At 73.3% G+C, this 23,164-nt stretch carries 16 protein-coding genes; 3 read left to right on the forward strand and 13 right to left on the reverse strand.

The annotated features are described in order from the left end of the window. Positions 1–64: 64 nt before the first annotated feature. Positions 65–1,360, forward strand: coding sequence for a helix-turn-helix domain-containing protein (locus tag ACIQV3_RS25260; RefSeq protein WP_403715389.1), 1,296 nt, complete (start codon positions 65–67; stop codon positions 1,358–1,360). Positions 1,361–1,367: 7 nt separating this feature from the next. Here ACIQV3_RS25260 and ACIQV3_RS25265 read toward each other — a convergent pair whose 3' ends face one another. The 5 genes from ACIQV3_RS25265 to ACIQV3_RS25285 all read right to left on the reverse strand — a co-directional run bounded on the left by ACIQV3_RS25265 (position 1,368) and on the right by ACIQV3_RS25285 (position 6,867). Further along, positions 1,368–3,233, reverse strand: coding sequence for a S9 family peptidase (locus tag ACIQV3_RS25265; RefSeq protein ID WP_403715391.1), 1,866 nt, complete (start codon positions 3,231–3,233; stop codon positions 1,368–1,370). Next, the gene (locus ACIQV3_RS25270; protein WP_403715393.1) at positions 3,230–4,735 is read right to left on the reverse strand and encodes an NAD(P)/FAD-dependent oxidoreductase; all 1,506 of its coding nucleotides are present in this window, start codon (positions 4,733–4,735) and stop codon (positions 3,230–3,232) included. Before ACIQV3_RS25270 ends, ACIQV3_RS25265 begins: the two co-directional genes overlap by 4 nt. After that, positions 4,732–5,049, reverse strand: a complete 318-nt coding sequence (locus ACIQV3_RS25275) for a PqqD family protein (protein WP_403715397.1) — start codon at positions 5,047–5,049, stop codon at positions 4,732–4,734. Before ACIQV3_RS25275 ends, ACIQV3_RS25270 begins: the two co-directional genes overlap by 4 nt. After that, the gene (gene stsB / locus ACIQV3_RS25280) at positions 5,030–6,529 is read right to left on the reverse strand and encodes a StsB family radical SAM/SPASM domain sactipeptide maturase (RefSeq protein ID WP_403715399.1); all 1,500 of its coding nucleotides are present in this window, start codon (positions 6,527–6,529) and stop codon (positions 5,030–5,032) included. Before stsB ends, ACIQV3_RS25275 begins: the two co-directional genes overlap by 20 nt. A gap of 71 nt (positions 6,530–6,600) precedes the next feature. Next, positions 6,601–6,867: a StsA-related sactipeptide RiPP gene (locus tag ACIQV3_RS25285; protein ID WP_266884495.1), complete on the reverse strand. Its 267-nt coding sequence runs from the start codon at positions 6,865–6,867 to the stop codon at positions 6,601–6,603. A 310-nt stretch (positions 6,868–7,177) separates the two neighbouring features. On the opposite strand from ACIQV3_RS25285, the gene ACIQV3_RS25290 reads away from it, so the two are divergent. Beyond that, positions 7,178–7,951, forward strand: coding sequence for a BTAD domain-containing putative transcriptional regulator (locus ACIQV3_RS25290; protein ID WP_403715402.1), 774 nt, complete (start codon positions 7,178–7,180; stop codon positions 7,949–7,951). A 315-nt stretch (positions 7,952–8,266) separates the two neighbouring features. Here the strand turns inward: ACIQV3_RS25290 and ACIQV3_RS25295 are convergent, their stop codons facing one another. The 8 genes from ACIQV3_RS25295 to ACIQV3_RS25330 form a co-directional block, all read right to left on the reverse strand. Next, positions 8,267–9,460, reverse strand: a complete 1,194-nt coding sequence (locus ACIQV3_RS25295; protein ID WP_403715403.1) for a cytochrome P450 — start codon at positions 9,458–9,460, stop codon at positions 8,267–8,269. Then, positions 9,457–12,606 (reverse strand): AMP-binding protein, encoded by a 3,150-nt coding sequence (locus ACIQV3_RS25300; protein ID WP_403715405.1) that lies wholly within the window; start codon positions 12,604–12,606, stop codon positions 9,457–9,459. The genes ACIQV3_RS25295 and ACIQV3_RS25300 overlap by 4 nt, the downstream gene beginning before the upstream one ends. After that, positions 12,603–13,742, reverse strand: coding sequence for an aminotransferase class V-fold PLP-dependent enzyme (locus ACIQV3_RS25305; RefSeq protein ID WP_403715407.1), 1,140 nt, complete (start codon positions 13,740–13,742; stop codon positions 12,603–12,605). Before ACIQV3_RS25305 ends, ACIQV3_RS25300 begins: the two co-directional genes overlap by 4 nt. A 97-nt stretch (positions 13,743–13,839) precedes the next feature. After that, positions 13,840–14,817 carry a proline dehydrogenase family protein gene (locus ACIQV3_RS25310; RefSeq protein WP_403715409.1) on the reverse strand — a complete coding sequence of 326 codons (978 nt, stop codon included), beginning with the start codon at positions 14,815–14,817 and terminating at the stop codon, positions 13,840–13,842. After that, positions 14,814–15,977 (reverse strand): fatty acid desaturase, encoded by a 1,164-nt coding sequence (locus ACIQV3_RS25315; protein ID WP_403715411.1) that lies wholly within the window; start codon positions 15,975–15,977, stop codon positions 14,814–14,816. The genes ACIQV3_RS25310 and ACIQV3_RS25315 overlap by 4 nt, the downstream gene beginning before the upstream one ends. A 60-nt stretch (positions 15,978–16,037) precedes the next feature. Then, positions 16,038–17,984 (reverse strand): prolyl oligopeptidase family serine peptidase, encoded by a 1,947-nt coding sequence (locus ACIQV3_RS25320; RefSeq protein ID WP_403715413.1) that lies wholly within the window; start codon positions 17,982–17,984, stop codon positions 16,038–16,040. Further along, a complete protein-coding gene (locus ACIQV3_RS25325) occupies positions 17,981–20,377 on the reverse strand; it encodes an ATP-grasp domain-containing protein (RefSeq protein WP_403715416.1) in 2,397 nt (798 codons plus the stop codon). The genes ACIQV3_RS25320 and ACIQV3_RS25325 overlap by 4 nt, the downstream gene beginning before the upstream one ends. After that, positions 20,374–21,651 carry an ATP-grasp domain-containing protein gene (locus tag ACIQV3_RS25330; RefSeq protein WP_403715417.1) on the reverse strand — a complete coding sequence of 426 codons (1,278 nt, stop codon included), beginning with the start codon at positions 21,649–21,651 and terminating at the stop codon, positions 20,374–20,376. Before ACIQV3_RS25330 ends, ACIQV3_RS25325 begins: the two co-directional genes overlap by 4 nt. A gap of 147 nt (positions 21,652–21,798) precedes the next feature. On the opposite strand from ACIQV3_RS25330, the gene ACIQV3_RS25335 reads away from it, so the two are divergent. Then, positions 21,799–22,998 (forward strand): MFS transporter, encoded by a 1,200-nt coding sequence (locus ACIQV3_RS25335; RefSeq protein ID WP_403715419.1) that lies wholly within the window; start codon positions 21,799–21,801, stop codon positions 22,996–22,998. Positions 22,999–23,164 lie beyond the last annotated feature (166 nt).

Consider the following 23,164-nt stretch of genomic DNA (forward strand, 5'->3'; position numbering starts at 1 on the left):
CGCAGACGTATCGGCGACGCGGCGGAGACGCGGACGGAACGGGCCCCTCCTACCCTCCTGGCCTATGGTCCACAGTGCCGAGGCCGAGGCTCCGTCGTTTCCCGAACTGCTCCGCTTCAAGCGCGTCCAGGCCGGGCTCACCCAGCGGACGCTCGCCGACCTGTCGACGATCAGCCCGCGCACGATCCGCGCCCTGGAGTCGGGCCGGGTGAACGCGCGGATGCAGACCGTCCGGCTGCTCGCCGACGCCCTGGGGCTGGAAGGCCTGGCGCGGGAGCTCTTCGTCACCGCGGGCCTGGGCGGCGGGGGGCCGGCTCCGGTCGGGGCCGAGCCCTGCCCGGCGGTGCCCCGGTCCGTCAACGCCCTCCTCGGACGGGACGTCGAGGTCCGGGCGATGGTGGGCGCCCTGGAGTCGGATCACCGCCGGATGATCTCGATCTCGGGGCTCGCCGGCGTGGGAAAGTCGCGGGTGGCGGCGGAGACGGCGGCCCGGCTGAGCTCCCGGCGCGGCTGGCCGGTGCTGTGGATCGGGTCGGGAACGGTGGCCCCCGCCGGCCCCGGCACCGCCTTCGGCCCCTTGCTGCGGTCCTTGCGCCTGCTCGTCGAATCGGGTGCGCAGGACGTGTCCGCGGTCTGCCGGCTGATCGGCCGGCACGAGCTGCTGCTCGTGCTCGACGGGGTCGCGGACGCGCGGGACCCCGTCGGCGTGGAGGAGCTGCTGGCCTACTGCCCGGGCATCCGGGTGGTCAGTACCTCGCGGGCGCCGTGGAACGTGGCGGGCGTCCAGGGGACGGTGCTCGCGCCGCTGGCCGTCCCCGGGCCGGACGGCGAGGGGGCGGGGGTGGGGCCGGGGTGCCTGGACGTCCTCACCGCCGTACCGTCGGTGCGGCTGCTCGTGGACCGGCTCTCGGAGGTCCGGCCGGGTTTCGTACTGGACCTGGCGGACGCGATGGCCGCGGTACGGCTGTGCCGGACCCTGGACGGTCTGCCGGCCGCGCTGGAGGCGGCGGCCGCGGGGTGCGGGGTACTGAGCCTGCGCCGGCTGGCGGACATGCCGGCGGCCGAGCTGCTCGAACTGCCCTCGGCCGCCCGGCCGGTCGGCGCTCCCGGGACGATCGGCTGCCCGATCCGGTCGGGGGTCGAGCGACTGGACCCCGGACCTCGCAAGCTCCTCGGCGAACTGGCCGAGTTCGACACGGCGTTGACGGTGTGCGAGGCCGCCGAAGCGCTGCGCCGGCCGATGAACCAGGTGGTCGACGGCCTGGGCACGCTGACGGGCGGCGGGTTCGTCCGGGCCGCGCACGGGGAGGCGGAGACCCGCCTGCACCTGCCGAACCTGGTCCGGGCGGCCCTGGCCTGACACGTGATCAGCCCAGGTGTTCCGCGAGGAACCGCTCCACGGCCGCGTAGTAGGCCTGCCGGTTGGCGGGCCGGGACAGCCCGTGCCCCTCGTCGGGGAACAGCAAGTACTCGTAAGGGAGTTGCTTGGCCTCCAGCGCCGCGACGATCTGCTCGGCCTCCGCCCGTGGCACGCGCACGTCGTTGGCGCCCTGGACGATCAGGAGCGGGATGCGGATGTCGTCGACCCGGGACAGCGGAGAGCGTTCCCACAGCATGGCGCGCTCCGTCTCCGGGTCCCCCACCTGGGCGTGCATGAACGAGCGCAGTGCGGTGCGGTAGGGCGCCCCGGCCGCGAGCAGCGTCAGCAGGTTCGACGGACCGCAGAGGTCGATCGCACAGGTGAACACCTCGGGGGTGAACGCCGCGCCGACCAGCGCGGCGTAACCCCCGTACGAACAGCCCATGATCGCGATCCGGGCGGGGTCGATCCCCCCGTCCGCGACGAGGTGCGCGACCGCGTCGAGCAGGTCGGTCTGCATCGCGGCGCCCCACTGCTTGGCGCCCAGGTTGCGGAACTGCTTGCCGTAGCCCGTCGAACCGCGGAAGTTGACCTGGACGCAGGCGTAGCCGCGGTTGGCCAGGAGCTGCGCTTCCTCGTCGAACGCGAAGGTGTGGCGGGACCAGGGCCCGCCGTGCACGTTCACCACCGCGGGCAGGCCCCTGCGTTCGGCGCCGGGCGGCCAGGTGACGTAGCCGTGGACGGTGACCCCGTCGCGCGCGGAGAACGCGAAGGGCTCCATCCGGGCCAGGGTGTACGCCTCCAGCTCCCGCTGGTGGCTGAAGAGGTAGCGCAGCGTCCCGGCCGGCCGGTCGTAGACGTAGTAGAGGACGGGCCCGGCTCCGGTCACCACCGAGACGGTCCACAGCCGGTCGCCGCGGTCGGTGCGGTCCACGTAGACCTCGCCGTCGACCGACAGGAGGGCGAGCTCGCCGCGGATCCGGCCGATGTCCTTGCCGAACTCCTCGTCGAGGAAGACCCATTCGTCGCGGTCCTTCGCGAACAGCGCCGCTTGCGGGCTGCGGGTCACCGGGTCGAACTCGACCTGCTTGACGTCGTACACCGGGTCCTGCGCGAGCAGCGTCCGGCGTCCGGACGCGAGGTCCACGGCGAACAGGCGGCCGGAGTTGGCCCCGATGGAGGACAGGAGGTGGCAGGTGGCGCCGTCGCGCGAGAAGCCGAGGACGCGCGTCCCCATGGCGTCCTCGTACGGCACGTCGAGCCAGGGCGGGGCACCGTCCGGGCCGCCCGGAGCACCCGAACCCTCCGGCGGGTCGAGGAACACGGACAGGCCGCCGTCAGGCTTCATCACCGTGCCGCCGCGCACCCGCAGATCGGTGTCCACGATCCAGCTCAGGTACCCGGGGTTCTCCGCGACCTTGGTGAGCCGGTCCGTCAGCAGGTCCAGGGCGTAGACGTCGTGCAGCGCGGGCCGGTCCTTGTTCAGCCCGATCAGCAGGGTCGTCGGGTGCCACCGGTTGTGCGCCAGCACCCGCGCCTGGACACCGTCGAAGGGGGTGGCGCAGCGCTCCCGGCCGGTGACCAGGTCCACGAGGTGGACCCGCCAGCTCTCGTCGCCGTTGCGGTCGCGCAGGTAGAAGAGGGTGCGGTCGTCGTGGCACAGGCCGTACGTGCGGATGCCGCGGCCCCGGTCGTGCGTGACGGGCCTCGCCTCCTCGGGCCGGTCCACGGGCGCCGTCCACACGTTCAGCACGCCGTCGTCCGGGGCCAGGTAGACGAGCCGGGTCCCGTCCGGGGAGATCTCGGGCACGAGGTACGACGGGTTGCCGAACAGGACGGAGTGCGGGATCAGCGGTACGGCTCGCGTGGTCACGGTGCCCTTCCCGGGACGGGTGGTTGGACGCCGCGCGCCGAGAACCACCAGTCGCGGAGTTCGGGGAACTGCGCGACCGCCTCGTCGGTGTCGAGCGGCGGGGCCGCGGGGCGGCCGGAGGAGGGTGCCGGGAGGGCCGGCCCGGAAGGGACCGGCGTCTGGGCTGGGACCGGCGTCGGGGCAGGGACCCGCATCTGGGCTGGGACCAGTGTCTGGGCGCGGAACAGCCGGGTCATCAGCACCGGGCTGCCGAGCACCGCTCGGGACACCTTGGCCCGCATCTGCTGCCGGGCGGCGGACAGGGGCGCCGACGCGGGGCCCACCTCGGGGCCTGCCCCGGCACCCGCCCCGGCGGCCTCCGCGACGGCCTCCGCGACGGCCCGCGCCCGGTCCTGTTCGGTCGCCATCCGCCAGGACTCGGAGGCCACTTCGGCCATCGCGGCCTGGATCGCGGGCAGCGCGCCGGGCCGGGCGCCGCGCTCGGCCAGCTCCCGGTCCAGCCGCACCGCGCCGAGCAGCGCGACGGACATCCCGTGCGAGTAGACGGGGTTCACCGCCGTCAGCGCGTCGCCGACGACCAGGAACCCCTCGGGCAGGGGCAGCCGCTCGAAGAACCTCCGCCGGTTCGCGGTGGCACGGAACGGCCGTACGCCGCCCAGGGGTTCGGCCGCGGCCAGCAGCTCCGCCGCGAGGGGCGAGCGCAGCGAGCGCGCACAGTCCGTGAATCCCGGCTCGTCCGACGGCGGCCTGGCCTCGCGCGTGCCGGTCAGCGTGAAGATCCACCGGCCGTCCTCGATGGGGAACAGCGTGGCTCCGTACCCGGGGCGGCCGCGTTCCGGCCGCGGGTGCACCATGACCGCCGGGAGGCCCGCGGCGAGGGCGCGGGGCGCCCGGTAGATCCGGGTGGAGTACGCCAGGCCCGGGTCGAGCACCTCCTCCTCGACTCCGGGTCCGCCGATCGCGGTCAGCCAGCGTCCGGCCCGCGAACGCCGGCCCGTCGCGTCCACCACGAGGTCGGCGCCGAGCGTCTCGCGGGAGCCGTCCTCGTGCGCGATCAGGACACCGGTGACGCGGGACGCGTCCCCCGCGAGTCCCAGGACCCGGGTGCGCTCCCGTACGGTGACCGCCCCGTCGGCCAGGGCCCGCTGCCGGATGACGTGATCCATCAGCCAGCGGCTGCACGAGACCATGAAGGCCCCGGTCTCGTGGCGGCGGAACCAGCCGTCCGCGCTCAGGATCAGTGCGCCGTCCGGCAGGCCCCGGCGGTGCGCTCCCCGGGCGAGGAGCGCCTCCAGCGTTCCGGGGAGCAGCGTGTCGAGGGCCTCGGCGCCGGCGGTCACCAGGACGTGGCTGTGGAACGCCTGCGGCAGCTCCGGCCGGACCCCCGGCCCGTCCGGGTAGCGGCCGCCCTCCACGACGGTGACCTCGTCGGCGTGCCGGGCGAGCACCTTGGCCACCAGCACCCCCGCGAAGCCTCCGCCGAGGACGACGGCCCTGGTCATGACCGTGCGGCCGGCTCGCTCCGCGTGGCCGGAGTTCCGGCGTCCGTCTCCTCGATGAGGTCGGCTTCGATCATGGAGCTGATGAAGGCGTCCACTTCCGCGCGGATGCGGGCCGTCATCACCGGGTTGTGCCCCGCGAACAGCAGGGACAGGTTCGTGATGACCGTCTCCCGGTCCCCGTCGCTCTCCACGAGCGCCCAGATCTGGGCGGCCGTCGCGTTCAGGGTGCGGAAGTCGCCGGACTCGCTGTGGTAGAGCGAGATGCCGTCCCCGGTCTCCTGCCAGATCACCGCGTCACTGATGTGCAGGGACATCTCCCAGCCTCCTGTTCACCGGCATGATCGGAATCAGTTCGCCCACCTTGATCGCGGGCACGGCCGCCGGCGGGCGGACGTAGGTCTTCCACTGCTCGTGGGCCTCGTGCACCTCGCCCGTGGAGACCAGCCGCGGGACGGTCATCTCGGGTCCGTCGAGGGCGAGTTCGGCGCGGGTCACCCCGGTCTCCTGCCACAGCTGCGTGGTGACTCCGTGCCGCAGGATCCGGCACAGGTGGCGGCTGTTGCGCCGCAGGTCACCGGACTCCGACATGTGCGCGGCGCGGCAGCCGCCGCCGCAGTTCGCCTTGATGTAGCACTTCTCGCAGTCGGCGTGGAACTCCCCGCCGTACACGGTGCTCCGGCGCATCGAGGTCAGGACCGGACTGGCGAAGATCTCCGACAGCCGCTGCTTCCTGATGTTTCCGGCGAACTCCCCCTTGCCCGTGACGAGTTTGCACGGGTAGACGTCGCCGAGGGAGTTGACGTAGATCTCGTGCCCGCCCATGCCGCAGTTGCCCTTGACCGAGCACGCGGTGACCGGCCTCGGGCCGTCCGGCTTGAGCTTGCCGGCGACCGGCGAGGTCCAGACGAGCTGCTGCACGTCCAGGTGGTCCTGCCACCCGAAGTCGTAGGCGTCGTCCGCACCCCGGCCCAGGTCGTTGTGGTTCATCAGGCGGACGCTGTGGATCTCGATCCCGTCGAGGAAGGAGGCGAAGTCCTCCAGCTCGTGGATGTTGTCCGAGGTGACGATGTGGTTGATGGCCGGCGCCACCCCGGCCGCGTTGAGGAGCTGGATCGCCCGGTGGGTCTTGGCGAACGCGCCCTTGCCGCGGGTGCGGTCGTGGGTCTCGGCCGTGCCTCCGTCAAGGCTCACGGTGACGGCGTCGAAGAGCTCGGCGAACCGCTTGGCCTTCTCCTCGGTCCGGATCATCGTCGCGTTGGTGATGACGTTGACCTTCAGGCCGCTGTTCTTGGCGTGCTCGACGACCTGGAACAGGTCCTTGCGGAGCATCGGCTCGCCGCCGGTGAAGATGATGGTCCCGGCGCCGAAGTCGGCGATCTGCGAGACCAGGTCCAGGGACTCGGCGGTGTCGAGCTCGCCCGGAAGGCACTTCTCCGAGGAGGCGTAGCAGTAGGGACAGCGCAGGTTGCAGCCGTCGGTGATGGCGTAGTACGCGACGCCCAGGGGCGGTTCGCCCAGCCTGACCTTGGGCTTGTTGCCGTTGAAGTACACGATCCAGTTCAGGATGAGCTTGGCGAGGACGCGTTCCGTCTCGTCGTTCTGCTCCAGCCCCGGCTGCTCCCCGCGGGCCCGGGCGGCCGCCAGGGTTTCGAGGACCCGAAACTCACGTCCGGAGAGGACGCACCGGGCGGCCACCTCCGGGTTGACCACGAGGTGGTCCTCGCCGTGCACGAAGTACGTCAGGTCGTTGGGCACCTCGAACAACGACAGGTTCCGAACCAGTTTTCCGCGCATCCCGCCTCCTCTCTGGACTGGCACAGGCGCGGCCCGACGCGAACGGCCGCCGGACCCCGCCTGTGGAACGGTCAGTTCTCGGCCTGGCCCGATCCCGACCAGAGGCCGCAGGCACACAGCATCGCGGCGTCGAAGCCCTCCTTCGTGGCCTCCGGGGAGGTCCAGTCCTGGGAGTGCGCCACCACGTCGGGCAGGATCGCCGCGAGGCGGGTCTTCGTCGAGATGAGGACCTTGGTCTCCTCGGGGGTCAGACTGGCGTAGAACTCTTCGAGGGCGGGCGCCATCGTGCCGCCGATGACGCCGGCCGCACGCAGGGACTCCAGGGCGTTGAAGGACATGCTTCCACCTTTCGCTGTCTCGTTCGATCGGGGACGCAACCGAGACTGCGCGCGGCGGACCCGTGAAACAACCCCACGAATGTGGGTTGTGCGGGAGCGGCGAAGGGGACATACGCAGCGCGGGCGGGGCGTCTTGCGGCGGGGCCAGGACGGCCGGAACGCGCCGCGCACGGGTGTTGACGATCTCCAGAGCGTGCCTCACGCTCAGACCACAGCCATTGTGAAGCTCATGTGAAGCGAACGTGGAAATCGGGATCAATGGAGCGCCCACCCGGCGGCCGGCGGCCCGTCGGACGACCCGAGAGGTGCGATGAATCCCACCGGCTTAGGCATCGTGCACATATCGCTGGTGCCAGGCTTCGTCTGCCGCACCGACCAACGGATCACCGATCTCAGCGACATCCAGCAACGGCTCGTCGCGGCCCTGGTGCTCGGCGACCGTCCGCTCAGGCGCGTCGACCTGGCCGCCCGGCTGTGGCCCGACGCCCCGCCCGACCGGGCGGGCGCCCGGTTGAGACAGACCCTGTGGCGGCTAAATCAGGCCACGGCCGGGTGCCTGTTGAGGGCCTCGCACACCACCGTCACCCTCGTCGATCACGTCGAGGTGGACTACCGGGCGGCGGCCAGGCTGATCGCGGCGGTGTCCGGAGCGGTCGGGGCGGGCGGAGCGGTCGGGGCAGGCGGGGCGGTCGGGGACCGGCTGCCGCAGGCGTGGAGCGTACTGCGCCACCCGCTGCTGAACGACTGGGACGACGACTGGCTCGTGCCGTTCCAGGAGAAGTGGAGGGTCCAGCGCGTCCAGACGCTGGAGCGCCTCGCCGAGAAGTTCCTCCAGCACCGGCAGCACGCCGCGGTGCTCGAACTGGCCGACGCCGCGACCCAGGCCGACCCGCTGCGGGAGGGGCCCCGGCGGATCGCCGTGCAGTCGTGCCTGTTCGCCGGCGAGGTGGCCGACGCGCACCGCCGCTACCGCGGCTACCAGGAGCTGCTCTCCGCGGAGTTGGGCGTGGCACCGAGCGGGGCCATCCCGCGGCTGCTCAGACAGGACCGCGAGCGGCAGCTCGCCCTCGCGGCGGAGTACTGACCGGGGAGCGCCGGCAGGGAGCACTGACGGGGGAACACCGACCGGCTGCCGTCGTACCGCCACCGGTACGACGACGTCCTCGTCGCCCACGTCAGCTACCGGCACCGCGGCTGGAACGGGACGCACCCACGGTCATCGGGAACTGCACCACGGCGGACCGTCGGCGCCCTGCCCTGGAGATGACCGCCCGGAGGCGGCGGACCAGGAGGGGGCGCAGGCCCGGGTGGGACGGACGGGGCGGGCGGGCGGGTTCGGAAGCGGATCCGGGAGCGGATCCGGGAGCGGGCGGGGTCAGGGTCTGGAGGATGAGGAGGTTCATGCCGGCGTGATCCGCACCGGGAGGCTCTCCAGCCCGTTGACGACGATCGACCGCAAGGGGACGGCGGGGCCGGTCTGTTCGATGGAGCGGGTGGAATCGAGCAATTCCGAGAACAGGATCCGCATCTCGGTCCGGGTCATCATCGCGCCCAGGCAGAAGTGCTCGCCGGCGCCCAGCGCGAGGTGGCGGTTGGGGCGACGGGTGAGGTCGAAGACATCCGGGTTCTCGAAGTGGCGCTCGTCCCGGTTGGCGGACGGCGTCCACAGGACGACCCTGTCGCCCGCCTCCAGCACGCGGTCGCGCAGCACCACCGGTTCGGTGACCGTGCGCATGATGTGGGTGGCCGTCGAGGTCCAGCGCAGCACCTCCTCGATCGCCGTCGGCATCAGGCCGCGGTCTTCGCGCAGGCGCTCCCAGTCGGCGGGCCGTTCCAGGAAGGTCCGCATGCCGCCCGCGACCGCGAGGCGGACGTTCTCGGTGCCGCCGACCAGGAGGTTGTCGCAGTTGAGGAGGATGTCCTCCTCGGTGAGGAGTTCGCCGTCGACCTCGCCGTTGACGAGGGCACTGACCAGGTCGTCCGCCGGTTCGTCCATCCTCCGGTACATCAGCTCGACGAAGTAGGCCATGATCTCCTGGTGCGCGATGCTGCGCGCCTCCGGCTCGCCCGCCCCGAAGGCCTGCGTGGTGAGGGCGAAGAGCATCTCCTGTTCGTGGGCGGGCACGCCCATGAGCCGGCAGATGACGTACAGCGGGAGCCGTCCGGCGACGTCGGTGACGAAGTCGCAGGTGCCCAGTTCGACGGCGCGCGCGACGACCTGGCGCACCGCGTCGCGCATGGCGTCCTCCAGGGCACGCACGGACCGGGTGGTGAACCAGTCGGCGACGAGCGAGCGGAGCGCCTTGTGGCGCGGCGGGTCGGTCAGCGCGAGGGTGCGGCCCCCACCGGGGTCCTGGCCGTGGCCCTGCGGGCGCAGCAGGATGCCCTGGGCCGAGCTGTAGACGCGGGCGTCGTTGTAGACGGCGCGGATGTCGTCGTACCGGGTCACGGACCAGAAGGCCGGGTACTCGGTCGCGTCGTGCCGGCGTACCGGGTCGTGGTCGCGCATCCAGCGGAAGACGGGGTACGGGTCACCGGTCGCGTACAGCTCCGGATCGACGAGGTTGACGTTCTCGGGCGCCAGTACGGTCATCGGGACTCTCCTCGGGGCAGTGGCAGGGTGTGGACGAGGTCGGCGAGTCGCTTGAGGATCTCGCGGGCGAGGGTGTGCGGCACGGCGGCCGTCCGGTGGCTGACGGCGAGCCGCAGCCGGCCGTCGGGCTCGGGCCAGAACTCGGTGTGCACGTCCAGTGGCAGGTCCAGGTAGGGCGGGCGCAGCAGGGTGCTCGTCAGGCCGTCCAGGCGCAGTGCGGCCGGGGTGTTGTCCTGGAGCACGAGCAGGGTCTGGAAGAGCGGGGGCCTGCCGGTGCGCGGCGGGTTGAGGTGGCGCACCAGGTCGTGGAAGGACACGTCCTGTGCCGCGAGGGCCCGGTGCAGGATGCGGCCGGCCTCGGCGACGGCGGTGGCGGTGGGCCCGCCGTCGAGGACCGGGCCGCGCAGGCGCAGGCAGGCCATCTCGATGTGGCAGCCGACGGCGTCTTCCAGTGCTGCGTCGGGGCGCTGGGCCACGGGGACGCCCACGGCGAAGTCCCGGCTGCCGGTGAGGTCGGCGAGGAGTCCGCCGTAGAGGGCCAGGAGGACGGCGTACCGGGTGACGCCGGACCGGTCTGCGGCCGCGTCCAGACGGGCGCCGGCGTCCTCGTCGAGAAGCAGCTCGACGCGGGCCGAGCGGAGCGCTCCGGAGACGGCGGTGGGGGCCTGTGGCCCTGCCGCGCCGGGCCAGCGCAGTTCGGGGACGCCGCACAACTCGGCGGCGAGCGAGTCGCGTTGGCCGGCCGGATCGGTCTGGGCGAGCCGGTCCGCGCGCAGCCGGGCGGCCTCGGCGAGGGTCGGGGCGGGGGGCAGGCCGGCCGGGGCGCCCCGGCGGGCGAGGTTGTAGGCCGTGGCGAGGTCGGCGGCGAGGACGGATTCCGACCAGCCGTCGAAGGCGATGTGGTGGACCACGCAGCCGAAGACCTGCCGGGGGGCGCCGCGCTCCAGCGGGACGAGGGCGGTACGCCAGATCTCGCCTTCGGCCAGGTCCAGCGGATCCCCGAGGACCTCGGCCAGCAGCTCCACCGCGGCAGCCGCGTCGGGGCAGCCGTCCATGACCTCCAGAACGGGCGCGGGGAAGTCCGACGGCAGGGCCAGGGGCCGCGGGTCGATGGTGTACGCGGTCCGCAGCGTCTCGTGGCGGTCGTGCACGGCCTCGATCGCCGCCGCGAGGGCGTCCTCGTCGAGCGCGCCGTCGAGTTCGAAGAGGAGGAGGCAGTGGGCCGACCGGTCCTCGGGGTGGAGGAGGTGCTGGGTGAGGTAGCCGGCCTGCATGGGGGTGAGCGGTACGCCGGCGGCATCGCGGGACCGGTCGCCGCCGGCGGGCGCGGCAGCGACGCCGGGGGCGCCGACGGGCGCCTGGCCCGGCGCGGCGGGACCGGGGGCCCGGGTGGTGGCCAGCCAGTCCCCGAGGGTCCTCGCCGTGGGATGGGCGTACAGGCGTGACACCGGTACGGGGCGGCCGAGTTCGGCGGCGAGTCGGGCGCAGACCCGGCCGGCGGCCAGCGAGCTGCCGCCTAGGTCGGTGAAGGGGACGTCGACGGGGGCGGCGGCCGGTAGGCCGAGGACGTCGGCGAAGACGGCGGCGGCCCGGACCGCGAGGGGGTGGCAGCCGGCCGGGGCCGGTCCGGCCTGTGCGCGCGCGGGCGCCCGGGGCTCGGGGGCCCGCGCCAGCAGGGCGCGCTCGTCGAGCTTGCCGTTCGCGGTCAGCGGGAAGGCCTCGACGGTGATGACCGCTTCGGGCCGCTGGTAGGGCACGAGCGCCGCGTCGAGGGTCTGCGCCGCGCCGGTGAGCGGATCGCCGGGTGAGCCGGGCACGCAGAAGGCGAGCAGTGCCTCGGCGGTTCCCGCCGCGTCACGGCGGGCCACCACGCGGCAGGTGCGTACGCCGGGCAGGATTTCCTCGATCTGCCGCTCGACCTCGGCGGGCTCGATCCGGTGGCCGCGTATCTTCACCTGCCGGTCGACGCGCCCCCGGTAGTGCAGGACGCCGTCCTCGTCGAGCAGGCCGAGGTCTCCGGTGCGGTACACGCGGGTCTGCGTGCCGTCCTGCGTCCGGACCAGGGGAAACTTCTCCTCGGTGAGCCGGGGATCGCCGAGGTAGCCCAGCGCGAGCCCGTCGCCGGCTATGCAGATCTCCCCGTCGACGAGGTGGATGGCGGTCCCCGGGACCGGCCGGCCCACGGGGATGCCGCCGGGCAGGTCGCAGTCGGCCTCGGTGATGCGGTGCGTGGTGGCGAAGACGGTGCTCTCCACCGGGCCGTAGCCGTTGACGAGGGCGATGCCGGGGTGGCGGGCCAGGAAGGCGCGCACGTGCGCCGCGGAGAGCCGCTCGCCTCCGGTCATCACCTGCGCGAGGCCGCGGAAGGCGTCCGGGTCCTCGTCCACGGTCATATTGAGCAGGCTGCTGGTGATCCAGAGGGTGTCGGCGCCGTGGACGGTGACCGCCTCGCGGATGGCCTGGCCCGTCAGGTACGGCTCGTCGATGACGAGGGAGGTGCCGCCGCCGAGCAGCGCGCCCCACAGCTCGAGGGAGAACGCGTCCCAGGGCAGGGCCGCGGCCAGCGGCAGGACCGTGCCGGTGCCGAAGCGTGCGAAGGTGCCCGGGCGCAGCAGTCGGGCGGTGGCGCGGTGCGGGCTGAGTACGCCCTTGGGCCGGCCGGTGGTTCCGGAGGTGAAGAACACGCAGGCCGGGGCGGACGGGTCGGTCGCGTGGGGCCCCGGATAGCGGGACCGCCCGGCGGTCGGCCGGGGGTCCGCGCCGGGCGGGGGCGGGGACCAGACGGGCAGCCCGGCCCGGTTCCCCCCGGCGGTGTCGGTGACGATGAGCGGTGCGCCGAGTTCGGCGACGACCTCGCGGATCCGCCGGTCGGGCCAGGCGGGGTCCAGGAGTGCGTAGGCGGCGCCGAGTTTGAGCACGGCCAGGGTCGCGGTGATCAGCTCGATGCCGCGGGGCAGCAGGACGGGCACGAGCGCGCCGTCGGTGACGCCCCGGTCGTGCAGGGCCGCGGCCCAGGCGTCGGCGGTGCGGTCCAGCTCCGCGTAGCCCACCCGCCGGGGTCCGTGGATGACGGCGACGGCCTCGGGGCGCTCCGCGGCCCACCGGGCGACGGCGGCGTGCAGGACCTCCGGGCGGTGGCCGCTCATGCGCCGGCTCCGACGGCCGCGCGCAGGGCCCGCCCGAACACCTCGATCTCGTCGGGGGTGTTGTAGTAGTGGACGGACGCGCGGACGGCGGTGTCGATCCCCCGCTGGGCCATGTAGATCGGCGTGTGGTGGCCGACGATCTTCCAGACGTTGATGCGCCGCTCGGCCAGCCGGGCCCGGATCACCTCCGCGGGGACGTGCTCGTGCCGGAAGGAGACGATGCCCGACTGGTCCGTCCCCGGGGCGATCAGCTCAATTCCCGGTGTGGCCTCGACGGTGGCGCGCAGCGCCTGGAAGACGTCCTTGTGGTCGAAGGGGGTGCCTTCCTCGAAGAGGGTGAGGGCGGTGTTGAACCCGACGGTCGCGGCGGTGCCGCGCTCGGCGAGCTCCAGGGAGCGGGCGCTGTGATCGTCGATCCGGTAGCCGGTGGGAGAGTCGACGCGGGCCACGTGCAGGTCGTGGAAGTCCGTGGCGAGGACCGCCCGGAGTTCCGGTGCCACGTAGGCGAAGGCGGTGCCGCGCGGGCCGCGCAGGAACTTGCGGCCGGCTCCGGTGAGCAGCTGGCAGCCGATGCGCCGGGCGCTGACCGGGAGCTGACCGACCGACTGGCAGGCGTCGACGGCGTAGAAGCAGCGGTAGGGCGCGAGCAGCCGGCCGATCTCCTCGACGGGGTTGACGATGCCGCAGCCGGAGGGGATGTGCGTGACGGAGACGAGGGCCACGTCGTCGGCGATGTTGGCGGCCATCCAGGCGAGGTCCAGGTCGCCGCCCGGCAGGGTGGGGACGACCTCGATGCGGCAGCCCGTGCGGTCGCGGAGGCTGAACAGGGAGATGAGGTTGCCGGCGTACTCGTACGGGGTGACCCAGACCCGGTCGGCGGGGCCGAGCCGCAGCTTCGGGACCACGGCGCACCAGGCGCGGGTGGCGCTGTCGAAGAGCGCGATGTCCTCGGCGGGGGCGTCCAGGACGCGTGCGAGTCGCTGGTACACCTCCTCCCCGATGACCGGGGAGTAGTGCTCCTCCGTCTCGTAGCAGCCGTCGGCCGCCTCCCGGTCGAGGACCTCGGCCATGGCCCGCCGGACCTGCGCGGGTACCAGGCCGGCACCGGCGGTGTTCAGATGGATCCTGTCTCCCACTGTTCCTTCTCCCCTGCTTCTTCGTGTGCGTTGGTGCTGGTGCGGTGATGCGGTGATGCGTTGGTGCGGTGCCGCGGTGGTGTTCGGCGCCGTGGCGTCAGTAGCCCGCGCCGACGGCGTGTCCGCCGTCCAGGTGCCGCTGGGCGATGTCCGCGAGGGCGGTCAGCACCATCGGCGGGTGCTCGGCGAGCCGGTGCAGCAGGTGCAGCCACCAGTTCTCGCCGTAGGTGGCGTAGATCCGGCAGGCGTAGCCGGCCTCGCGGTACGAGCGCAGGAGCGCCGGGCGCACTCCGTGGAGCATCTCGATCTCGGTGACGCGGTCGAGCAGGCCGCTGCGCCGGGCTTCGGCGAGGACCTCGCCGTCCTGGGTGGCCAGGCTCAGCCGGGCCCCGCGGTCCACGAGCCGGCGGGCCAGGTGCAGGTAGCGGGCGTCGAGGGCGGGGCCGCGGCCCAGGGCCGTCTCGGAGGGTTCGCTGAAGGCGCCCTTGACGAGGCGGATCTTGCGCCCTTCGAGCGGGATCGTGTCGAGGTCGTCCTCGGTGCGGTGCAGATAGGCCTGGAGGGTGACGCCCAGGTTGGCGTGGTCGGCGGCGAGCACGCGGTAGGTGTCGAGCACGTCGTCGACCGCCGGGGCGCGCTCCATGCTGAGCACGACCTCGCTGCCCCGGGCGGCGGCGGCCTCCGCGATGCGGACGGTGTTCTTCTCCGCCAGTTCGCGGGAGAAGGCCAGGCCCAGGTTGGAGAGGTCGAATCCGACCTGTCCGGGGACCGGTTCGTGGGACAGGACGGCGAGGTACTCGTCGACGACCCGTTCGATCTCGGCCGGGTCGGAGTTCTCCTCGCCGACGAACTCGACTGCGATCTCGTAGGACTTGGCGCGCAGCACTTCGAGGTGGCCGATGAACTCGTCCCGGCCGGCGGCCAGTACGTACCGGCGGGCGGCGGGCGAGAGGACGTCCTGGAGGACGGAGCCGGGAGTGGTGAAGGCGCTGCGGCACCGCTCGTCGGCGGCCAGGATACGCAGGCCCTTGCCCGCGGCCTCGTGCAGGGCACGCTGGGACATGGTGGTGGTCACGAGAGCACCTTGGCCTTCTCTTCGGTACGGGAGGTGGGCGCGCCCCCGGCGGGGACGAGCAGGGCGGGGTCCGTGGGGCCCCCGGCCCGGGCGGCGAGCATCATCAGTTCGGCGAAGCTGGGGCCCGCCGCGGCGGGGTCACCGCCGGCCTGGCGCCAGACGCGGTACTTGGCCGCGTAGCTGATCACGGTCTCCTTGTCACGGCGGGACCGGGGACGGGTGAAGGCGCCGGCCCACAGGCCGTCCCAGGCGGCGTAGCCGGGGTCGCCGAGGAGGACCCGGTGGGCACGGGCGAGGTTCCAGAAGGGGATGCCCGCGTTCATGTGGTGCACGAGGTGGTAGCGGTCGTTGTGACGGCTGATCAGGAACCGCTCCAGGAAGACACCGTGGCGGTTGCGGGTGAGGAGCACCTGCTTGTTCTCGCTCTCCGGCATCGGGTAGTGCTCGGAGAGCTCGGCCAGCCAGCCGATCGCGACGTTGGTGGTGAACAGCGGGACGAACCAGAAGAGGAGCAGCTGGGGCAGGACGCCGAACCAGGCGCAGGCTGCGAAGATCGCGGCCCACTGGGTGAGGAAGACGATCCGCTCGGTCCGCAGCGGGACCGGCACCGAGACGGTGATCTGCGAGCTGTCGCAGAAGACCCGCTCGCGGGCGATGTAGCCGAGGTAGGTGAAGGTCCGCAGGCCCAGGGCGGAGGCCACGACCTCCTTCAGGAAGAAGTGGCGGTCGGAGCGTTCGGTGTCGTAGAGCCCGCACTCGATGTGGAAGGTGTAGTCGGGGTCGCTCTGCTCGTCGCCCAGGTTGCGGTGGTGGTTGCCCACGTGGGAACTGCGGTACGGGCCGTACAGATGCCATACGAGGTAGCCGGAGAAGATCGATCCGCCGGCCAGGTTGAGCGCCTTGTTCCTGGCGAGGACCTTGTGGCTGGACTCGTGCAGGAAGTGGGCGAGGAAGCGCTGGACCGAGCCGATGACCAGCAGGGCCAGCGGATAGAACCAGTAGGAGACGCCCACGCACAGCGCGATGGAAGCGGCGATCAGGGCGTACTCGAAGAGGATCGCCAGGGGGCCGTGGTGGTTGTCCAGGGTGCGCAGGGTCCGCAGTTCCTTGCGGATGCCCGGCGCGAGCCGGTCGAAGTTGAGTTGCTCGAATGCGGACATGCGTGTGCCTCTTGTTCGGTCGTGCGGTGGGAGCCGCGCGTGCGGGCGCGGTGGCGCGCCTCAGGGCGCGGGGGTGAAGCCCAGGGCTTGCCCGTAGAGCCGCAGTTCGGCCCGGAGGGAGTCGGCGATGGTGTCGGCGCGACGGAAGCCGTGCCCCTCGCCCTCGAAGGTCAGATAGCGGCAGGCGACGCGTGTGCGGTCGACGAGCCGGAGCAGTCGTTCGGCCTGCGCGGGCGGGCAGACGGTGTCGTCGAGGCCCTGGAGCAGGACGAACGGGGTGCTGATGGTCTCGGCCCCCGACAGCGGGGACTGCTTCTCGTAGCGGTCGGCGGCCTGTGGCCAGGGGCCGATGAGGCCGTCCAGGTAGCGGGATTCGAAGTCGTGCGTGCCGCCCTCGGCCCGCCAGCTGACCGGGTCGAGCACCGGGTAGTAGACGCCGGCCGCCCGGTAGAGGCCGGGTTCGGCGACGAGCGAGGCGACGGCCGTCCAGCCGCCGGCGCTGCCGCCGCGGATCGCGATCCGCCCGGGGTCGGCGAGGCCTTCGGCCACCAGGCCGCGGACGGCGGTGGCGCAGTCGGACACGTCGGTCAGGCCCCAGGTGTGGCGCAGCCGTTCGCGGTAGGCCCGGCCGTAGCCGGTGGAGCCGCCGTACTGCACGTCGAGGACGCCGATGCCGCGGCTGGTGAAGAAGCCGATCTCCTGGTTGAGGACGAGGTGGCTGCGGCTGGTCGGGCCGCCGTGCACGAAGACCAGCCAGGGCGGCAGTTCGCCTTCGGGACCGGTGAAGGCCGGGTGGTGCGGCGGGTGGACGTGGGCGTGGACCTCCTCGCCCTCCGGCCCCCGGTAGGTGCGCCGGTACGGCCGGGTGGCGTAGGCGTCGAGCTCGCCGCCGGCCGGGGCGCGGACGATCTCCACGGTGCCGTCGGCGGGATCGGCGAGGACCACCGTACGGCGCTGCGCGGGCGAGGAGGCGACGGCGGCGACGCGGCGCCCGTCCGTGGCCGCGAAGTGCCATTCGGTCGCCGGTCCCTCGAAGTCCGACAAGGTGCCGTCGGCCCCGAGGATCCCGAGCCTGCGCTCGCCCACGCCGTGGACGACGGCGAGCCGGCCGTCGCGCAGGGGCAGGCACCAGCGCAGGCCGATCCGCCACAGCGCCTCGCCGAACTCCTCGGGGCGCGGGCACAGGTTGCGGGGCACGCCGTCGCGGGGGACGGCGTGGACGTTCCACCAGCCGTCGGGGTCGCTGACGGCGTACAGGGTCCCGGAGCCGTCCGCCGCCCACTCGGTCTGGGTGACGGATTCCCCGTCCCCGCCCATCAGCGGGACGGCGGGGCCCAGGGTGCCGTCGGCGCGGATCCCGGCGGTCATGAGGTCGGTGGTGTCCCACGGCATGTCGGGGTGCTCCCAGCCGAGCCAGGCCACCCGGTCGCCGCCCGGCTCGATCCGGGGGCCGGTCATGAAGTGGTGCGTGGCCGCCAGTTCGCGTACCGCCCGGGGGTCGCCGGCGGCGGAACCGTCGAGCGGCAGCGCGACCAGGTGCCGGACGGCCAGGACGGCCTGCTCGTCGCCGACGGCCTCGCGCAGGCACCACACCTCGTCGCCGCGCACGGCGAAGTCGGCGTAGCGCAGCTGTCCGGGCCAGTCGCCGCGGGGGCTGAGCGGAACCGGGTCGTGGCCGGGCAGCCAGCGGTAGACGCGCTGGTCCGGGCCGTGCGTGAAGACGATGCCGTCCTCGGCCCGGTCGGACAGGGCCAGCCAGGGCCGGCCGCCGTACTCGATCACGCGGGTGCGCACGTCCCAGCCGGGGGGCAGCACTTCGGCGATGCCCTCCGCCGAGCGGCGCATCAGCGCGCTCCGGCCGTCGTCCTCGGGCAGCGCCTCCGTCCAGCAGACGTCGGCGCCGAGGAACCCGACCCATTCGAGCAGGGCGTCGCCGCGCGCGGCGTCCTCGGGGCCGACCGGGGAGGGCCAGCTGCCGTAGGGGATCCGGGATCGGGCGGCCGTCATGCCCGTACGTCCTGCCGGTATGCGATCCGGGGGATGCCCGGGACGCTGCTGTCGAGGCCGTACGAGGACACGGCCGGGTCGTCGCTGACCCAGAAGTGGCCGTCCAGGTCGGACCAGTCGCACAGCCCGGCCAGCTGTGCGGCGTAGGCGATGGCGCGGGGCGGCTCCAGGAAGCAGCCCAGCATGCGGGCCGCGCCGTGCTCGGCCGCGTCGGTGAGCGCGTCCAGCGCGGGCAGCAGTCCGCCGAAGCGCATCAGCTTGACGTTGAGTCCGCCGGCCGCGTGGACCGCGTGGGCGGCGTCGGCGGCGGTGGCGATGCCCTCGTCGAGGAGGACGGCCGTGCCGGGCAGGGCCGCACGGATCTCGGGGAGCAGCGCGGTGTCGCGGACCGGGTCCTCCAGGACGGCCGGGGCGAGTGCGCTCACCAGTGGCCGCAGCCGCTCCCAGTCGGCCCGGTCCCAGCCGCGGTTGGCGTCGAGGATCAGCGGGGCGTCGACTCCGGCGAGGGAGCGGAGCACCTCCGTGTCGTCCGGACCGCCGAGCTTGATCTTGAGCGGCCGGCCGTCGAGGGGGATCTCCTCCCCGATGGGCACGGTGTGCAGCAGCTGGACGGTTCCGGGTTCGGGAAGCCCGAGCAGCTGCCACACCGGTACGCCGGCCCGGCGGGCGGCGCGGTCCAGGAAGGCCATTTCGACGAGCATCCGCGCGGGTGCGCTGACCCCGTCGGCGGCGGCAGCGGCCAGGCGGCGGCGAATCGGCTCCACCGGGTCCGCCTCCCGCGCCGGGGCGGAGTCCGGGTCCGTGCCCGTGGCGCCGTCGGCCGCCAGGGTGCGGGCCAGTGCCCCGGCTTCGATGGCGATGACCGTGGCGTCCTGGCCGTATCCGAAGTCGGCCGCGATCTCGCCCTCGCCCTCGGTCACGCCGCCCGACAGGAGCCGCAGCCGGACGATGTCGACGGTCTCGATCGTCATGTGGGAGATCTGGAAGGAGCTGGTCAGCGGCCTCGGTTCGACGGTGACGACCACCTCGGGGATCCCCTCCCGGGCCGGCTCCACGGCCGTCGCGACGAGCGGGTTGGGGGCAGCCGCGACGAGCGGGTCGGGGGCCTGCCCGACGAGCGGGTCGAGGGCCTGCTCGACGTCCGGCTCGACGTCCGGCTCGACGGTGAAGCGCACGGAGTCGGTCAGCCGGCGGGCGAGTGCGCGGGCTTCCTCCGGGGTGTCGGCTCCGACGACCACCGCGCCCACCCGGTCCCCGCCGCTGCGGAAGTCCCCGACGGTGTCGCCGGGTGCGAGGCGGAGTTCGGCGTGCAGGACGGCCGGGTGTTCCCGGACCGCCTCCCAGCCCTCGACGGCGGTGATCGTGCCGACGGGCGGGGCGAAGTAGCGGGTGGCTGCGGCGCGGACGGTGGCCGGCAGTTCCACGGGCCGCCCGAGCACGTCGTCGTAGACGGCCCCGTAGAGCTCCAGGCCGGGCCGGGCGTGGGGCAGCATGCGGTGGATCCAGCCGCCGCCGATCCGGGCGTGCACCTCGCCGAGCACGATGCCGTCGGCCGTGAGCCACAGTTCGACGTGGAAGAGACCGAACCGGAGCTCCAGCGCGGTCAGTGCGGCCGTGACCGTGTCCTCGATCTCCCGCTGGGTGTCCGCCGGGAGGGGGGCGGGCAGCACGTGCCCGATCTCCACGAAGTGCGGAGGTGCCAGCTTCTCCTTGGCGGTGACGGCGAGCACCCGCGGCACTCCGCCGGTGAAGACGCCCTCGACGCTGAACTCCGGCCCCTGGACGAACTCCTCGACGAGGAAGGGCGCGTGCGGGTCGGGCAGCCCGTCGAGCGCGGCCGCCAGGTCGGCCGGCCCGGTGACCTTGCGTACGCCGGCGCTGTCCGCGCCGTCGCGCGGTTTCACCACCCAGGGGCCGGCCCCCGTGGCCAGGAAGGCCAGTGCGTCGTCGGCCCCGGAGCACAGCCGTACGGCCGGCTGGCGGAAGCCCGCCTCGGCGAGGGCGGCCCGGCAGGCGTCCTTGGTCCGGATGCGGTGGACCGCTTCGGGCGGGTTGCCGGGCAGGCCCAGGCGCTGCGCCGTCTCGGCCACGGCCACCTGCGCCATCTCGCGGACGCCGAAGACCACGGCGGGCCTGGCGTGCGAGCGCGTGCGCTCCGCGGCCCAGTCGGCGGTCTCGCCGGCGCGGGTGAAGTCCACGGCGCTGGCGCCGTCGGCGGCGGCAGCGACCTCGGGTGTCGCGTCGAGCGTGGCGGCCTGGTTGGTCACGTGGGTGTGCAGGCCGCGGGCGCTCGCCTGCTCCAGTGCCTGGACGGCGACGTCGACGCTGAGGGTCATCGCCCCGCCACCGCCGACGAGCAGCAGGTGCGGGCGGGAGTCGTTCGCGGGGCTCATGCGGCCGGCTCCGATTCCGGCTGCAGGCGGTAGACGCGCTCCGCGAGTTCCTGGATGCGGGCGTAGTCCCGTTCGAGGACCTCGACCGAGTCGTGCCGGGTCCACACCACGAGGGTGGCGGTGTAGAGGTCGACGGTGGGGCGGATGCGGCTGCCCGGGGCGAGCTTGGGAACGACCAGGTGGACGGAGTCCAGTGCCTCGATCTCCGCGATCACTTCCCGGTCGAGGCTGTCGACGACGCCCTCCAGGGTGGTGGCGGTGAAGATCTGGCTCGCCTCGGTCAGCTTGCGGTAGGTGCGGCCGGCGTGCCGGTCGAGGAACTCCTGCGGGCGGGCGTAGGCGAGGGCGGTCATGTCGGCCTGATTGCCCCCCAGGCAGAGGTCGTTGAAGTCCGGCAGGACCCCGCCGGAGAGGCGGGCCCCGATCTCGACGAGGGCCGGTCCCTGCGGGGTGACGATGACCTCGGCGTGCGTGGGCCCGTACTGGATGCCCAGCGCGTCGAGCACCTCGTGCATGTAGGCGATGATCTCGGGCGCGGGCTCGGCGTCCGGCTCGGTGACGGAGTCGCGGTCGTAGAGCCGGTGGGTGCCGTCGAGGCGCTTGCGGTACTGCCAGATCCCGCAGGCGTGGCGCTGTCCCCCGTACGAGACGAAGTCGACCATGTACTCCTCGCCGTCGAGGAAGGACTGGACGAGAACCTCGTCGTTGCGCTCACCGAAGATGTTGACGGTGCCGAGCACGGCCTCCGCGGCCTTGCGGACCTCCACCGGGCCCGGGCAGACGGCGACGCCCTCGGTGGCGGCGGACGACAGCGGCTTGACGACCACCGGGTAGGCGCCGCGCCGTTCGGCCCAGGCGACGATCTCCTCGGCGCTGTCGCTCTTCAGCTGGTCCGCGCAGCGGACCCCGGCGCGGCGCAGGGTCTCGATCATCTCGTACTTGTCGCGCCGTGCGCGGGACAGCGCGGTGCCGTTGCCCGGCAGGCCGAGCAGTTCGGAGAGCTCGTCGGCGAGTTCGACGCCCGGCTCCTGGCCCGCGATCACGCAGATCGGCTCGAACTCCGCGAGCCTGGCGGCGGTCTCGGCGGGGGTGCCGTGGGGCACCACCGCGCGGTACGCGGTCAGGTCGGGCAGCCGCATCGACGTCATCAGCTCGGGTGTGCTCTGTACGTGCACCACGTCCACGCCCAGCCTGGCAAAGGCTGGTGGCAAGTGATTGCCACTGGTGTACGCGTCCACCAGCACCGCCACCGGGCGTACTTGCGCGCTCCTCATGATTTTCCACCTTGCGCTCATGGGAACAGCCCCGACCCGAAGGGGCCAGGCTATTTCCAGGGATTGGCAAGAGCTTGCCACACGGATTGCCGGGCTGGCAATATCGATGGGGCAGCATCCACCGATCCGTACGCGGAGGCCAGGCCCATGACCGTCACTGCACCCGTACTGCCGCCCCCACCGGGCCTGAGCCGTGGCACCGCGCTCGCACTAGCGGTCGCCGGCGCCCTCACGGTCTCGAACATCTACTTCCCGCAGCCGCTGCTCGATGCCATCGCCTCCGGCCTCGGCATCAGCGGCTCGGCGGCGGGCCTGGTCGCCACCGCGGCGCAGGTCGGCTACGCCCTCGGCATCAGCCTCGTCGTCCCCCTCGCGGACACGGCCCGGCTGCGCCGGCTCACGACCGTGCTGCTCCTGCTGACCACGGCGGGGCTGCTGGTCGCCGCCTTCTCCCCCGACCTGGTCACGCTCACGGTGGCCACGGTCGCGCTGTCCACCACGACGGTGCTGCCGCAGGTGATCATGCCGACCGCGGCATCGATGGCCGGGCCGGGCCGCAGCGGCAGCGCACTGGGCCTGATCGGCATCGGACTGACGCTCGGCTCCACGCTCTCGCGCACCCTTTCCGGCGCGGTCGTGGGCCTCAGCGGCGACTGGCGCACCGCCTACCTGGTGGCGGCGGCGCTCACCGGCGGCCTGGTCCTGTTCCTGCCCAGGCTGCTGCCCGAGCGGGCCCCGGGGAGCCCGGCGCTGCCCTACCGCGCCTTGATCGCCTCCATGCCGAAGCTGGTCGCGGCCCATCCCGAGCTGCGCCTGTCGGCGTACCTGGGGGCGACGGTGTTTGCCGCCTTCAGCGCGTTCTGGGCGACCCTCGCCTTCCACCTGGCCGGCCCGCCGTTCGGTCTGGGGGTCGCCTGGGCAGGCCTGTTCGGGCTGTTCAGCCTGCCGGCCGCACTGTTGTCGTACTCCGCGGGTCGGCTCAGCGACCAGCACGGGCCGCGCTACGTCAACAACCTGGCCTTCGCGTGCGTGAGCGCCGCCTTCCTGCTCCTCGGCACGCTCGGCGACCGGTCCCTGATCGCACTGGTCGTCGGCTGCAACCTGCTGGTGTACGGCGGCAGCTGCTGGCAGATCGCCAACCAGGTCCGCGTCTTCCGGCTGGCGGCGGGAATCCGCGCCCGCCTCAACACGGTGTTCATGCTGGCCAGTTTCGCCGGCGGCTCGGTGGGCTCGTTCGCGGGGGCCGCGCTGTACCAGGCCTACGGATGGCAGGGCATGATCCTGGGCTGCGGAGGCTTCCTCGCCCTGGCCGCCCTGGGCATGGTGGCGGGACGCCGGATGGACTGACCGGAAGGGGCGGCCCGACCGGATGCGCGAAGGGGGTGGTGGGGGGGGCCGCCCCCCCCCCCCCCCCCCCCCCCCCGCCGGGGGGGGGGCCCCGGCCCCGCCCGCCCCACCCCAAAACCCCCCCCCCCCCCCCCCCCCCCCCCCCCCCGGGCGCCCCCCCCCCCCG

Origin of the sequence: Streptomyces sp. NPDC099050, from assembly GCF_044759865.1 — a bacterium.
In the GTDB taxonomy this organism is placed as follows: domain Bacteria; phylum Actinomycetota; class Actinomycetes; order Streptomycetales; family Streptomycetaceae; genus Streptomyces.

Bases quoted from the DNA above. Each gene is read 5' to 3' on its own strand.
- ACIQV3_RS25285 (WP_266884495.1), bottom strand. From the start codon at position 6,867: ATGTCCTTCAACGCCCTGGAGTCCCTGCGTGCGGCCGGCGTCATCGGC.
- stsB (WP_403715399.1), bottom strand. From the start codon at position 6,529: ATGCGCGGAAAACTGGTTCGGAACCTGTCGTTGTTCGAGGTGCCCAAC.
- ACIQV3_RS25260 (WP_403715389.1), top strand. From the start codon at position 65: ATGGTCCACAGTGCCGAGGCCGAGGCTCCGTCGTTTCCCGAACTGCTC.
- ACIQV3_RS25295 (WP_403715403.1), bottom strand. From the start codon at position 9,460: ATGACCGTACTGGCGCCCGAGAACGTCAACCTCGTCGATCCGGAGCTG.
- ACIQV3_RS25335 (WP_403715419.1), top strand. From the start codon at position 21,799: ATGACCGTCACTGCACCCGTACTGCCGCCCCCACCGGGCCTGAGCCGT.
- ACIQV3_RS25300 (WP_403715405.1), bottom strand. From the start codon at position 12,606: ATGAGCGGCCACCGCCCGGAGGTCCTGCACGCCGCCGTCGCCCGGTGG.
- ACIQV3_RS25275 (WP_403715397.1), bottom strand. From the start codon at position 5,049: ATGTCCCTGCACATCAGTGACGCGGTGATCTGGCAGGAGACCGGGGAC.
- ACIQV3_RS25320 (WP_403715413.1), bottom strand. From the start codon at position 17,984: ATGACGGCCGCCCGATCCCGGATCCCCTACGGCAGCTGGCCCTCCCCG.
- ACIQV3_RS25330 (WP_403715417.1), bottom strand. From the start codon at position 21,651: ATGAGGAGCGCGCAAGTACGCCCGGTGGCGGTGCTGGTGGACGCGTAC.
- ACIQV3_RS25325 (WP_403715416.1), bottom strand. From the start codon at position 20,377: ATGAGCCCCGCGAACGACTCCCGCCCGCACCTGCTGCTCGTCGGCGGT.
- ACIQV3_RS25270 (WP_403715393.1), bottom strand. From the start codon at position 4,735: ATGACCAGGGCCGTCGTCCTCGGCGGAGGCTTCGCGGGGGTGCTGGTG.
- ACIQV3_RS25315 (WP_403715411.1), bottom strand. From the start codon at position 15,977: ATGTCCGCATTCGAGCAACTCAACTTCGACCGGCTCGCGCCGGGCATC.
- ACIQV3_RS25290 (WP_403715402.1), top strand. From the start codon at position 7,178: ATGAATCCCACCGGCTTAGGCATCGTGCACATATCGCTGGTGCCAGGC.